We start from the raw sequence: 12,794 nt of genomic DNA on the forward strand, positions 1-12,794 counted from the left end.
ACTCTCCTTTAACGCGCCACCCAACCCAGGGTGCGCTGAGCCAGCACATCTCGTGCCGGAGTAAAATGTTCCATCGCCATCAGGCCAAGGTTACGGCCCGCCACCAGCGGTGCCCAACGGTTAGCAAACAGCTGAACCAGCCCGTCAGTAACGCCGATGGTTGCCGCTTTGTCTGCGGCACGGCGCTGCTGATAAGCAGCCAGAACCGGGAAACTGCCGACATCCGTGCCTGCCGCGTGGGCCTCTGCCAGCCCTTCAGCCAGCGACATAACGTCGCGCAGGCCAAGGTTGAACCCCTGCCCGGCTATCGGATGCAGCGTTTGCGCGGCATTGCCCACCAGCGCCAGGCGATGAGATACGGTCTGCGAAGCCTGTTGTAACGCCAATGGATAATGATGGCGAATGCCTGCATGAGTAATTTGCCCCAGCCGCCAGCCAAAGGCACGCTGAAGCTGCTGGCAAAACTCTGCTTCGCTCCAGCTTTCAACTTCCTCACGAGCTTCCAGCGCATGGCACCAGACCAGCGAGCAGCGCCCGTCGGACATCGGCAGCATGGCAATCGGCCCGTGCTCGGTAAACCGCTCAAATGCCCGGCCATGATGGGGTTCTGAGGTGGTGACGTTGGCAATCACGGCGATTTGCTGGTAGCTCTGCGGCTGCCAGGTGATGCCGCACTGCGCCGCCAGCTTAGAACGTGTGCCATCCGCAGCAACCAGAATATTGCCCTGTAGTTCAACGCCGTTATCCAGCACAACCTGCACGCTATGCTCGTGCCGGGTAAACGACGCAACGCGCTGCGGGCAGTGCAGCGTTACGCCTGGCGCTTTGCGCAGCAGGCTAAAAAGACGCAGCCCGACATCGTGAAGCTCCACAACCTGCCCAAGCGCATCAATCTGGTAATCTTCAGCCTCAAGGGTAACGAAGCCAGCATGGCCTCTGTCGCTGACGTGCACGGTTTTAATTGCCGTGGCACAGTCGGCGAGCGCAGGCCATACGCCAATGCGGGCCAGCTGCTGCCGGGTGCCCTGGGCGAGTGCGATGGCTCGGGCATCAAACCCCGGATGAGCGGCTGAGTCCGGGGCAATCGCTTCGATGAGGTGCACCGGCAATTTCCCCTGGGTGAGGGTCGAGATGGCTAACGCCAGCGTTGCCCCCGCCATCCCGCCGCCAACAATGATGACACTCATAGCTGACGCGCCGCCGCCATCAACGCTTCGATATCGTCTGCGGATTTCACCACGCTGGCGGTCAGGTTCTCGTTGCCGTCTTTGGTGATCACAATGTCGTCTTCAATGCGGATGCCAATGCCACGGTATTGCGCGGGCACGTCCGCATCCGGCGCAATATAAAGCCCGGGTTCTACGGTGATGACCATCCCCGGCTCCAGTAAGCGCGACCTGTCCTGCCCGTAAGCCCCTACGTCATGCACATCCAGCCCCAGCCAGTGGCTTAGGCCATGCATGAAGAACGCGCGATGGGCGTTATTGGCTATCAGATGATCGACATCGCCTTTCAGAATACCGAGCTTCACCAGCCCTTTTACCATGATGCGTACTACTTCCGTCGTCACTTCCTGCATGGAGGTGCCCGGCCGGTAGAGTTTTAGCGAGGTTTCGAGCGATTCCAGCACGATGTCGTAAATTTCACGCTGCGCCGGGCTGAATTTACCGTTAACAGGGAAAGTACGCGTGATGTCTCCGGCGTAGCTTTGGTATTCACATCCGGCGTCTATCAGCACCAGGTCGCCGTCGCGCAGTTCACTTTCGTTTTCGGTGTAATGCAGAATGCAGCCGTTCTCACCGCCGCCCACAATGGTGGTGTACGAAGGATAACGCGCGCCGTGGCGGGTGAACTCGTGGTGAATTTCACCCTCAAGCTGATATTCAAACATTCCCGGGCGGCAGGCCTGCATGGCACGAGTATGCGCCAGCGCGGAGATCTCCCCGGCGCGGCGCATAACGGCAATCTCCTCTTCGGATTTGAAGAGACGCAGTTCGTGTACCGTTGGACGCCAGTCGGTCAACGTTGCTGGCGCAGCGAGGTTTTGACGCGATCCACGACGCAACTTATCCAGCGCGGCAAAAACGATGTTATCCGCATATTCGTACTCGCCCTGAGCGTGGTAAACCACATCCAGGCCGTTTAGCAGGAGATGTAATTGCTCGCCGATTTCGCTGAAGGCCAGCGCGCGATCCACCCCTAATTTCTGCGGGGCTGCGTCCTGGCCAAGCCTGCGGCCAAACCAGATTTCTGCGCTTTTGTCCCGCACGCGGTTGAAGAGCACGCTGTGATTGTGCGACTCATCGCTTTTAATGAGCACCAGCACGGCTTCCGGCTCATTAAAGCCGGTGAAGTACCAAAAATCGCTGCTCTGCCGATAAGGGTATTCGCTATCGGCATTGCGGATCGCTTCCGGGGCCGCGAAAATTAACGCAGCGCTGCCGGGTACCATTTTTGCCAGTAGCGCCTGGCGGCGGCGAAGAAATTCCTGCTGGGTCATCACATCTCCTGACTTTTTGATCGTTAGTGGAGCGTAGGTTTGCGTACCTCTGGCGCGGTCGGTGCCGCGTGAGTAAAGGTGTCGTGGCACAGCAGCGCGGCAACACGCACGTACTCAATAATCTCTTCGAGCGACATCTCCAGCTCTTCCTGGTCTTCGTCCTCGTCGTAACCCAACTGAGCAATATTACGCAGATCGTCAATGGCCTCGCCGGTTTCACCGGTGACTTTGTCGAGCTTGCTCTGCATAACGCCGAGGCCCAGCAGGAAGTGGTTTACCCAGCCCGAAAGCGCATCGGCGCGATCGAAAACGGAGACATCATCCCCGTCCGGCAGGTAAAGCTGGAACAGGAAGCCTTCGTCTTCCAGCGCGTCGCCAATAGCGCCGTGCATCTGGCGCAGCGGATCCGCGAGGTTCTGGCTAAAGGCCAGGCCTTCGTTAGTCAGGTCATGCAGCAGCGTTTGCCAGCTGGTATCTTTGTTACCGCCGCACAGCATGCCGCTGATCAAGCCGTGCATTTCTGCAGGCGTCAGACCCACACCCTGTTGGTTCAAAAGTTGGCCGACTAAGTCGTAGTCCGGCATTGCGTTCTGTATTGACATGCGCATTCGTCATCGTTGGCAGGAATAGTGTGTGTTATGCTACCACCAGGACCCCCGCAGATACCAGAAAAGGGCTTGTATCTTGATATCGGGATAGCTATAGTGGCGCCCCTTCCGCTACCGGGGCCGGTAGCGTAAAGGCAGGCGAGTAAACAGCAGGAAGGTGGCATGTCTGCACAACCAGTCGATATTCAAATTTTCGGTCGTTCATTGCGCGTGAATTGTCCGCCTGAACAACAGGATGCGCTGAATCAGGCTGCGGAAGAGCTGAATCAGCGGTTGCAAGATTTAAAAGTTCGCACTAGAGTCACAAATACCGAGCAGCTAGTCTTCATCGCAGCACTTAACATTTGCTACGAACTGGCTCAGGAAAAGTCGAAAACCCGTGACTACGCCGCCAATATGGAAGAGCGTATTCGGATGCTACAGCAGACCATCGAACAAGCATTGCTTGAGCAAGGTCGCATAGCTGACCGACAGGGTCCAAAGTTTGAATAACACTTCGCAGTTGACTGTGGTAGAGTAACTTCGAAGACAAAATTTCTCTGAGATGTTTGCAAGCGGGCCAGTCCCCTGAGCCGATATTTCATACCACAAGAGTGTGGCGCTCCGCGGTTGGTGAGCATGCTCGGTCCGTCCGAGAAGCCTTAAAACCATGACGACACACTCACCTTGAACCAAGGGTTCAAGGGTTACAGCCTGCGGCGGCATCTCGGAGATTCCCTCTTTACTACCCGGCCATCATGACGTATATCCCGTTAACCTCAACGCTTCGTCAGGACATTCGCCAAACGATACGGCAACGACGCCGGTCGCTCACTCCCGCTGAACAACAAACCTTCGCCCTACAGGCTGCTGAACGCATGCTGGCGTTTGAGCCGGTTATTCGTGCTCAGACCGTGGCGTTGTTTCTCTCGTTCGACGGGGAACTGAATACCACGCCGCTGATTGAAGCTTTATGGCTGGCGGGCAAAAACGTTTATCTCCCTGTGCTTCATCCTTTCAGCCCCGGTAACTTGCTGTTTTTACGCTACACGCCGCAAAGCAATCTGGTCACCAGTCGCCTGAAAATTCTTGAGCCTAAGCTGGATGTGCGCGACGTGCTGCCGCTAAATAAGCTGGATGTGCTGGTCACGCCGCTGGTTGCCTTCGATGAAACAGGCCAGCGTCTGGGGATGGGCGGTGGGTTTTACGACAGAACGCTGCAGAACTGGCAGCAGCACGGCTTTTACCCGGTTGGCCTGGCACATGATTGCCAGCAGGTGGAAACGTTGCCGGTAGAACAGTGGGATATTCCTTTGCCTGCCGTGGTGACGCCATCGCGCCTTTGGCAGTGGTGATGCCCCTTCCCCCTTAGAGGAAGAGGCCATTCGTCAGATCAGTACAGCAGACGGGCGCGAATGGTGCCCGGAATCGCTTTCATTGACTTCAGCGCCTTCTCAGCCACATCTTCCGACGCATCAATATCAATTACCACGTAACCCATGTGCGGCGTAGTCTGCAGGAACTGAGCGGCAATGTTGATACCCTGATCGGCAAAGATCTGGTTCAGCGCGGTCAGGATCCCTGGGCGGTTTTCATGAATATGCAGCAGACGGCTGGTTGTGCCCCCGTGCAGCGGCAGCGAAACTTCCGGGAAGTTAACCGCAGACAGCGTTGAGCCGTTATCGGAGTATTTCGCCAGCTTGCCCGCCACTTCCAGGCCGATGTTTTCCTGCGCTTCCTGAGTTGAACCGCCGATGTGCGGGGTCAGGATCACGTTGTCAAACTCGCACAGCGGGGAGTTGAACGGATCGCTGTTGGTAGCTGGCTCAGTCGGGAATACGTCAATCGCCGCACCAGACAGATGCTTGCTGGAAAGCGCACCACATAGAGCAGGAATATCTACCACCGTACCACGGGAGGCGTTGATCAGCAGTGAGCCCGGCTTCATCAGCGCCAGTTCGTTCGCGCCAATCATGTTTTTGGTAGAAGCGTTTTCCGGCACGTGCAGACTCACCACATCGCTCATGTTCAGCAGGTCGGAAAGATGCTGAACCTGAGTGGCATTGCCCAGCGGCAGCTTGTTTTCGATGTCGTAGAAGTAAACGTGCATCCCCAGAGATTCCGCCAGAATCCCCAGCTGTGTACCGATGTGGCCATAACCAATGATGCCCAGCTTTTTACCACGGGCCTCAAAAGAGCCTACCGCCAGCTTGTTCCACACGCCACGGTGCGCTTTGGCGTTAGCTTCAGGAATGCCGCGCAGCAGCAGCAGCAATTCACCAATCACCAGTTCAGCAACGGAACGGGTGTTAGAGAACGGGGCGTTGAACACAGGGATACCGCGCTTCGCCGCCGCATCCAGATCAACCTGGTTGGTGCCGATGCAGAAACAGCCCACGGCGACCAGTTTTTCAGCCGCGGCAAAGATCTCTTCGGTCAAATGGGTGCGGGAACGCAGGCCAATGAAGTGAGCATCACGGATCGACTCTTTGAGCGCTTCGGAATCCAGCGCGCCTTTATGGAATTCAATGTTGGTGTATCCCGCTGCACGGAGGCTGTCTACCGCCTTCTGGTGCACGCCTTCCACAAGCAGGAATTTAATTCTGTCTTTATCCAGTGATACTTTTGCCATTTCCCGACCCTATTTTCAGTGCTGTTGTGTTCGTTTTTAGGCGGTGATGCGCCACCGCCTATAAGTTACCCTTCTGTCAAAATATCAAAATCTACGTTTGGGGCAATATGAACGATTGCGTCGCCGTATCGTCAGGCGGGAATAAGGCGGCGGGAGTCAGAATAAAATGCTGAGCGGGAGAGTGAACCAGGCATGAATCACAGCACTGTTACCGAAATGTGATATATGTCACCAAATATGCGGTTAAAATAATTTGTCATTTTTTATACGGTTTTTTGGGGCGCAGAACGCGCCCCGGTCAGATCATTTCACGATGGTTTTTACGCCGTCAGCGGTGCCGATCAGCGCCACATCCGCGCCACGGTTCGCAAACAGGCCGACGGTAACAACGCCAGGCATACCGTTGATGATGTTTTCCAGCTTCATCGGCTCCATGATGCTCAAACCGTGCACATCCAGAATGATGTTACCGTTGTCCGTGACCACGCCCTGACGGTACTCCGGGCGACCGCCCAGTTTTACCAGTTCACGCGCAACGGCGCTGCGCGCCATAGGAATCACTTCCACTGGCAGCGGGAAGTTACCGAGAATATCAACCTGCTTGGAGGCATCCGCGATGCAAACAAACTTGTCGGCAACGGAAGCAATGATTTTCTCGCGGGTCAGCGCGGCACCACCGCCTTTTATCATCTGCATCTGGTGGTTGATCTCATCGGCACCATCAACGTAAACGCCTAATGAATCTACCTCGTTGAGATCGAAAACGGGGATCCCAAGGCTTTTCAGTTTCGCGGTGGAAGCGTCGGAGCTGGAAACAGCACCTTCAATCTGGTGTTTGATGGTGCCCAAAGCATCAATAAAATGCGCGGCGGTTGAGCCCGTCCCCACGCCCACAATGGTGCCCGGCTGCACGTACTGGAGTGCTGCCCATCCGACTGCTTTTTTCAGTTCATCCTGCGTCATAATTTTATGCCTGTGATGTGGAAACTGACGCGCATTATAAAGCATGCGTCGGAAAAATGTCCCCGGCTTTGCCGCAATGCCGACCCCATCACGTTCAAACACAATGTCAGCTTGCTGATTTGGTCTGAATCAGCGGCAAATTTATGTCATAGTGGCTGCACGACGAAATCAGGAGCAGATGAACAACAATGAAACGCCCGGACTACAGAACGCTGCAGGCGCTGGATGCGGTAATTCGTGAACGAGGATTTGAGCGTGCGGCGCAGAAGCTGTGCATTACTCAGTCGGCGGTGTCACAACGTATTAAGCAACTGGAAACGATGTTCGGCCAGCCATTGTTGGTGCGTACCGTGCCGCCCCGCCCTACCGAGCAGGGCCAAAAACTGCTGGCGCTTTTACGTCAGGTGGAACTGCTGGAGGAAGAGTGGTTGGGTGATGAGCAAACCGGCTCGACGCCGCTGCTGCTTTCGCTGGCCGTTAACGCCGACAGTCTGGCCACCTGGCTGCTGCCGGCCCTTGCACCGGTTCTGGCCGACTCTCCGATTCGCCTGAATCTTCAGGTTGAAGATGAAACCCGCACTCAGGAGCGCCTGCGTCGTGGGGAAGTGGTTGGCGCGGTGTCCATTCAGCCTCAGCCGCTGCCGAGCTGCCTTGTAGATCGCCTTGGCGCGCTGGACTACCTGTTTGTGGGTTCAAAAGATTTTGCCGAGCGTTATTTCCCGAATGGCGTCACGCGCTCTGCGCTGCTTAAAGCCCCCGCTGTTGCGTTCGACCATCTCGACGATATGCATCAGGCATTTTTACAGCAGAACTTTGACCTTTCTCCCGGCAGCGTACCGTGCCATATCGTCAACTCTTCAGAGGCCTTTGTGCAGCTGGCGCGTCAGGGCACAACATGCTGCATGATCCCGCACCTGCAAATTGAGCGCGAGTTAAATAGCGGGGAATTAATCGACCTGACGCCGGGCCTGCTGCAGCGTCGTATGCTTTACTGGCACCGCTTTGCGCCGGAAAGCCGCATGATGCGCAACGTGACGGATGCCTTGCTGGAGTACGGGCATAAGGTCTTGAGGCAGGACACGGAATAACGCTTTGATTAACCCTCGCCCGCTGCGGCGAGGGTTAAGGTGAAGATCACATCTTACTGAGCAGGGGCCGCCGGGGTTTGTGCGCCCTGCAGTTCAAATACCACGTCGACCTGATCGTCAAACTGAATAGTCTGCTGATCGTAGGTATCCTGAGCGGAAACCGGTGCAGCTGCATCCGCTTTCATCATGCGAACCATCGGTGCTGGCTGGTAGTTAGAAACGTGGTAACGCACGCTGTAAACCGGGCCCAGCTTGTTGTTAAAGCCTTCGGCCAGCAGCTTCGCCTGACGGGTTGCGTCGTTAATCGCCTCTTTACGTGCTTTGTCTTTGTACTCTTCCGGATGCGCAACGCCCAGCGACACGGAACGAATTTCGTTCAGGCCAGATTTCAGCGCGCCATCCAGCAACTCGTTCATTTTATCCAGCTGACGCAGGGTGACTTCCACCTGGCGTACCGCACGGTAGCCTTTCAACTGAGTTTTACCGTCTTTCAGGTAGTCATATTCTGGCTGTGTGCGCAGGTTAGCGGCATTGATATCCTTCTTCTCTACGCCATTTTTCTGCAGGAAAGTCAGGTATTGTGCCACGCGATCGTCGGCCTGTTTTTTGGCAGAAGCGGCGTCCTTAGCGGACACGTTGACTTCGATAGCGAGCGTGGCGATATCAGGTACGGCATCGACGCTGGCTGTCCCGGAGGTGACCACGTGCGGCCCGTTTGGCAACTCGCCTGCCTGTACAGAAACAGAACCTAATCCCATTAACGCGGCTAATGCTAAAATTTTAAACTTCACTGTAACTCCTCCGTGCTACGTTCCACTGTGATTACGCCGTTCAACAAACTCCCGGCGTCTGCCAGCAAGCTTAGCCTGTAATGGTAACTTGTCTATCAGATTATGGCGAATTAGCCCATGAGCGCCGCGATGTGCTGCACCCCATCCCGGGCGAGTTGAGCGGCAATAAACCACATCACAATCCCAACCACGCCGTTGATAATGCGCTGTGCTTTTGCGGTTCGCAGCCGAGGAGCCAGCCAGGCGGCAAGAATAGCCAGGCCGTAAAACCAGAGAATAGAGGCACTAATGGTTCCCAGTGCAAACCAGCGTTTTGCATCATCCGCAAGCTGTCCGCCCAGGCTGCCAAGTACCACAAAGGTGTCCAGATAGACGTGCGGGTTGAGCCAGGTCACCGCCAGCATGGTGACCACGATTTTCCAGCGCCCCTGCTTTAACACTTCAGCCGAAGCCAGCTCCAGGTTGCTGCTCAGCGCCGTGCGCAGCGCGCCCCAGCCATACCACAGCAGAAATGCTACGCCGCCCCAGGTGACCAGCGCCAGCAGCCACGGAGACTGCATCAGAATAGCGCTGCCGCCAAAAATCCCGCCACAAATCAGAATGATGTCGCTCAGCGCGCACAGGGAAGCAATCATCAGATGGTACTGCCGACGAATGCCCTGGTTCATCACGAAGGCATTTTGCGGCCCCAGCGGCAGAATTAACGCGGCTCCCAATGCAATACCCTGAAAATAATAAGATAACACGCGACACACCCTTTAAATGTTCATCATTGGGCGTGAGTGTAATGCGCAAAAATTATTAGAGGAAATTGATAGTTTTAATCGCTGATAAGAACAGCTAATTATTGCAGGGAAAAATAAGGCCAGCGAAAGCTGGCCTCGAGGGTTATGCGTTATCAGAGTCTTTAATCTGGCGAACGTGAACGTCCATCTGCGGATAAGGAATGCCGATGCCGTTGGCATCAAGGGCTTTCTTGATGCGTTCCAGCACGTCCCAGTAAACGTTTTGCAGGTCACCGCTTTTGCTCCATGCCCGCACCACAAAGTTGACGGATGAAGGGCCAAGCTCGTTCAGGCGCACGGTGATGTCGCGATCCTTCAGCACGCGCTCGTCGCTGGTGATGATGTCAGTCAGGATCTGCTTAACTTGATCGATGTCCGCATCGTAGGCCACGCCGATGATGAATTCGTTGCGGCGGGCAGGTTCGCGGGAAAAGTTAATGATATTGCCGGCAATAATTTTCCCGTTCGGTACAACCACGATTTTGCCATCCACGGTACGCAGCGTGGTGGAGAAGATTTGCACGTTCAGCACGGTGCCCGCGATGCCGCCGAGATCGACATATTCCCCGGTACGGAATGGGCGGAAGGTGACCAACAGTACGCCTGCGGCCAGGTTGGACAGAGAACCCTGCAGCGCCAGACCAACGGCCAGACCTGCGGCACCCAGCACGGCGATCACCGAAGCGGTCTGCACCCCGACGCGGCTCAGGGCCGCAATCAGCGTGAAGGCAATAATCCCATAGCGCACCAGCGCAGAAAGGAAATCAGCGACGGTGCTGTCGATGCTGCGAGCCAGCATCAGGCGATTAACGGCCCCAGAGACCAGACGGGCAACGATCATCCCGGCGATCAAAATGGCCACGGCGGCGACGATGTTTACCGCATAGCTCAGGAGAAGCTCCTGATTGCGCACCAGCCAGCCTCCCGCATTATGAATACTGTCTACTACGTTGAGATCTTCCATTTACTGTTCCTTGTCTGAAAAGTTTCTCCGCCCGGTAAGGCAGTTCAAACCGTAAAGGGTAAACAAAAACGCATGAATGTGCCAAGTACGTCACAAAATTGATCTCAAATTGAGTACTAATGCGGCAAAAGAAGGGGAAAACCCGGACGAATGTCCGGGGTTGAAGTGGGCTTACAGCGTTTGCGTGAAGGTTCGGGAAATAACATCCTGCTGCTGTTCGCGGGTCAGCGCGTTGAAACGCACCGCATAGCCTGAAACACGAATGGTCAGCGTCGGATAATTTTCAGGATGCGCGATAGCATCCATCAGCATTTCGCGGTTCAACACGTTAACGTTCAGATGCTGGCCACCTTCCGTTTTAACATCGTGATGGAAGTAGCCATCAAGCAATCCGACCAGATTCAGGCGGCGAACGGAATCATCTTTCCCCAGCGCCGCAGGCACGATGGAAAACGTATAAGAGATACCGTCTTTTGCATAGCTGAACGGCAGCTTAGCCACGGAGGTTAACGAGGCCACGGCGCCTTTGGTGTCTCGCCCATGCATCGGGTTCGCACCCGGCGCAAACGGCGTTCCTCCCCTGCGGCCATCCGGCGTGTTCCCCGTTTTTTGCCCGTAAACCACATTCGACGTAATGGTCAGAATAGACTGCGTCGGCACGGCATCACGATAAGTTGGCAGCGCCTGAATTTTCTTCATAAAACGCTCAACCAGATCGCAGGCGATGGCGTCCACGCGGTCGTCATTATTCCCATACTGCGGATAGTCTCCCTCAATCACGAAATCCACCGCCAGCCCGGTGTGGTCACGAACCGGCTTAACCACAGCGTGTTTGATGGCAGAAAGTGAATCCACCGCCACCGAAAGCCCGGCAATGCCGCAGGCCATAGTGCGGTAAACATCCCGGTCATGCAGCGCCATCAGCGAAGCTTCGTAGCTGTATTTATCGTGCATGTAGTGGATCAGGTTCAGGGCCGTCACGTACTGCACCGCCAGCCAATCCATAAAGCTGTCGAGGCTGGTCATCACCTTGTCGTAGTCCAGCACGTCGTCGAGCAACATTGGCGTTTTCGGCCCGACCTGGATCTTCAGCTTTTCATCCATGCCGCCGTTGATACAGTACAGCAGCGTTTTTGCCAGGTTGGCACGAGCGCCAAAGAACTGCATCTGCTTGCCAATCACCATCGGGCTAACGCAGCAGGCAATCGCGTAGTCGTCGCTGGCGAAATCGCTGCGCATCAGGTCATCGTTTTCATACTGCAACGACGAGGTTTCAATCGATACCCTGGCGGCATAAACCTTGAACGCCTTCGGCAGCGCCTCAGACCAAAGAATGGTCAAATTAGGCTCCGGCGCAGGCCCCATGGTGTAAAGCGTATTCAAATAGCGGAAGGTGCTTTTGGTCACCAGAGTACGGCCATCCTGCCCCATTCCGCCTAAAACTTCCGTTGCCCAAATAGGATCCCCGGAGAACAACGAATCAAACTCCGGCGTGCGCAGGAAGCGCACCATGCGGATTTTCATAATGAAGTGGTCAATCAGCTCCTGCGCCTGCTGCTCATTGAGCAGGCCAGAGCGAATATCGCGCTCGATATAAATATCAATAAAGGTTGCGGTGCGCCCTAGCGACATCGCCCCGCCGTTTTGCGACTTCACCGCCGCCAGATAGGCGAAATAAAGCCATTGAATCGCCTCCTGCGCGTTGCTCGCCGGCCTCGAGATATCGAAACCATATCCGGCGGCCATGTCCTGAATTTGCAGCAGCGCGTGGCGATGCTCCGCCAGCTCTTCACGCAGACGAATCGTCGCTTCAAGATCTTCCCCGCGCTCAAGCTTCTGCTGCAGGTCGGCAAACTGCAGCTCGCGCTCGCGAACCAGATAAGCGATGCCGTACAGCGCCACGCGGCGGTAATCGCCGATGATTCGGCCACGCCCGTAACCATCCGGCAGACCCGTCAATACGCCGGACTTGCGGCAGCGCAGAATATCCGGCGAATAAACGTCAAACACGCCCTGATTGTGCGTTTTCCGCAGCTCGGTAAACTGATACTCAAACTCAGGGTCCATTTTGCGGCCATAGGCTTCAAACGAACTTTTGATCATATTGATGCCGCCGAAAGGATGCAGCGCGCGCTTTAGCGGCTGGTCCGTCTGAAGGCCAACAATTTTCTCATGCTGCTGAATAATGTAACCAGGGGCATGGGCGGTAATGGACGTGGCCACGTTAGTGTCAAAATCGACCGGGGCATGAGTGGCATTTTCAACGCGAATACCCTCCATCACCTTTTCCCATAGCGCCGTCGTCCCTGATGTTGCCCCCACCAGAAACGCATCATCACCCTCATACGGCGTGTAGTTTTGCTGGATAAAATCCCGAACATTAATTTCATGCTGCCAGCACTCCCCGCGGAACGGCTGCCAGGCCTGAGCATAATCCTCATGGGAAATATCAATATCCATTTTCATGCATTCAATCCTCTGTAC

Annotated in this window: 12 protein-coding genes and 1 other RNA gene; 4 read left to right on the forward strand and 9 right to left on the reverse strand. The window is 55.5% G+C overall.

Going from position 1 to position 12,794, the window contains the following annotated elements; translation table 11 throughout:
* Positions 1-8 precede the first annotated feature (8 nt).
* From ubiH to LH23_RS01700, 3 genes are read right to left on the reverse strand one after another with little or no spacing between them, the layout of a single operon-like run.
* Positions 9-1,187, reverse strand: a complete 1,179-nt coding sequence (gene ubiH / locus LH23_RS01690; RefSeq protein ID WP_039287539.1) for a 2-octaprenyl-6-methoxyphenyl hydroxylase — start codon at positions 1,185-1,187, stop codon at positions 9-11.
* Positions 1,184-2,500: a Xaa-Pro aminopeptidase gene (pepP, locus tag LH23_RS01695; protein WP_039287541.1), complete on the reverse strand. Its 1,317-nt coding sequence runs from the start codon at positions 2,498-2,500 to the stop codon at positions 1,184-1,186. Before pepP ends, ubiH begins: the two co-directional genes overlap by 4 nt.
* Positions 2,501-2,523: 23 nt before the next feature.
* Positions 2,524-3,102 carry a YecA family protein gene (locus LH23_RS01700; RefSeq protein ID WP_008461600.1) on the reverse strand — a complete coding sequence of 193 codons (579 nt, stop codon included), beginning with the start codon at positions 3,100-3,102 and terminating at the stop codon, positions 2,524-2,526.
* A 168-nt stretch (positions 3,103-3,270) separates the two neighbouring features.
* Between LH23_RS01700 and zapA the strand changes: the two genes are divergently transcribed.
* The 3 genes from zapA to LH23_RS01710 all read left to right on the forward strand — a co-directional run bounded on the left by zapA (position 3,271) and on the right by LH23_RS01710 (position 4,442).
* On the forward strand, positions 3,271-3,600 hold the full coding sequence (gene zapA / locus LH23_RS01705) for a cell division protein ZapA (protein WP_008461599.1): 330 nt from the start codon (positions 3,271-3,273) through the stop codon (positions 3,598-3,600).
* Between the two features lie 41 nt (positions 3,601-3,641).
* Positions 3,642-3,825: non-coding RNA, 6S RNA (ssrS, locus tag LH23_RS23210), on the forward strand.
* Between the two features lie 20 nt (positions 3,826-3,845).
* Positions 3,846-4,442, forward strand: coding sequence for a 5-formyltetrahydrofolate cyclo-ligase (locus LH23_RS01710; protein ID WP_052050110.1), 597 nt, complete (start codon positions 3,846-3,848; stop codon positions 4,440-4,442).
* Positions 4,443-4,480: 38 nt separating this feature from the next.
* Here the strand turns inward: LH23_RS01710 and serA are convergent, their stop codons facing one another.
* Both serA and rpiA read right to left on the reverse strand, forming a co-directional pair.
* Positions 4,481-5,719: a phosphoglycerate dehydrogenase gene (gene serA / locus LH23_RS01715; RefSeq protein ID WP_039287545.1), complete on the reverse strand. Its 1,239-nt coding sequence runs from the start codon at positions 5,717-5,719 to the stop codon at positions 4,481-4,483.
* A gap of 303 nt (positions 5,720-6,022) precedes the next feature.
* The gene (gene rpiA, locus LH23_RS01720) at positions 6,023-6,682 is read right to left on the reverse strand and encodes a ribose-5-phosphate isomerase RpiA (protein WP_008461594.1); all 660 of its coding nucleotides are present in this window, start codon (positions 6,680-6,682) and stop codon (positions 6,023-6,025) included.
* 188 nt (positions 6,683-6,870) lie between these two features.
* Between rpiA and argP the strand changes: the two genes are divergently transcribed.
* Positions 6,871-7,770 (forward strand): DNA-binding transcriptional regulator ArgP, encoded by a 900-nt coding sequence (gene argP / locus LH23_RS01725; protein ID WP_008461592.1) that lies wholly within the window; start codon positions 6,871-6,873, stop codon positions 7,768-7,770.
* 53 nt (positions 7,771-7,823) lie between these two features.
* Here argP and LH23_RS01730 read toward each other — a convergent pair whose 3' ends face one another.
* The 4 genes from LH23_RS01730 to pflB all read right to left on the reverse strand — a co-directional run bounded on the left by LH23_RS01730 (position 7,824) and on the right by pflB (position 12,776).
* On the reverse strand, positions 7,824-8,561 hold the full coding sequence (locus LH23_RS01730) for an oxidative stress defense protein (protein ID WP_039287549.1): 738 nt from the start codon (positions 8,559-8,561) through the stop codon (positions 7,824-7,826).
* Positions 8,562-8,671: 110 nt separating this feature from the next.
* A complete protein-coding gene (gene argO / locus LH23_RS01735) occupies positions 8,672-9,307 on the reverse strand; it encodes an arginine exporter ArgO (protein WP_039287558.1) in 636 nt (211 codons plus the stop codon).
* Between the two features lie 142 nt (positions 9,308-9,449).
* A complete protein-coding gene (locus LH23_RS01740; protein ID WP_039287559.1) occupies positions 9,450-10,310 on the reverse strand; it encodes a small-conductance mechanosensitive channel MscS in 861 nt (286 codons plus the stop codon).
* A gap of 171 nt (positions 10,311-10,481) precedes the next feature.
* A complete protein-coding gene (pflB, locus tag LH23_RS01745) occupies positions 10,482-12,776 on the reverse strand; it encodes a formate C-acetyltransferase (protein WP_039287562.1) in 2,295 nt (764 codons plus the stop codon).
* Positions 12,777-12,794 lie beyond the last annotated feature (18 nt).

This window comes from Cedecea neteri (assembly GCF_000758305.1).
Taxonomy (GTDB): domain Bacteria; phylum Pseudomonadota; class Gammaproteobacteria; order Enterobacterales; family Enterobacteriaceae; genus Cedecea; species Cedecea neteri_C.

Excerpts from the sequence above, each read along its gene's own strand:
- ubiH (WP_039287539.1), bottom strand. The coding sequence starts at position 1,187 with ATGAGTGTCATCATTGTTGGCGGCGGGATGGCGGGGGCAACGCTGGCG.
- pepP (WP_039287541.1), bottom strand. The coding sequence starts at position 2,500 with ATGACCCAGCAGGAATTTCTTCGCCGCCGCCAGGCGCTACTGGCAAAA.
- LH23_RS01700 (WP_008461600.1), bottom strand. The coding sequence starts at position 3,102 with ATGTCAATACAGAACGCAATGCCGGACTACGACTTAGTCGGCCAACTT.
- zapA (WP_008461599.1), top strand. The coding sequence starts at position 3,271 with ATGTCTGCACAACCAGTCGATATTCAAATTTTCGGTCGTTCATTGCGC.
- LH23_RS01710 (WP_052050110.1), top strand. The coding sequence starts at position 3,846 with ATGACGTATATCCCGTTAACCTCAACGCTTCGTCAGGACATTCGCCAA.
- serA (WP_039287545.1), bottom strand. The coding sequence starts at position 5,719 with ATGGCAAAAGTATCACTGGATAAAGACAGAATTAAATTCCTGCTTGTG.
- rpiA (WP_008461594.1), bottom strand. The coding sequence starts at position 6,682 with ATGACGCAGGATGAACTGAAAAAAGCAGTCGGATGGGCAGCACTCCAG.
- argP (WP_008461592.1), top strand. The coding sequence starts at position 6,871 with ATGAAACGCCCGGACTACAGAACGCTGCAGGCGCTGGATGCGGTAATT.
- LH23_RS01740 (WP_039287559.1), bottom strand. The coding sequence starts at position 10,310 with ATGGAAGATCTCAACGTAGTAGACAGTATTCATAATGCGGGAGGCTGG.
- pflB (WP_039287562.1), bottom strand. The coding sequence starts at position 12,776 with ATGAAAATGGATATTGATATTTCCCATGAGGATTATGCTCAGGCCTGG.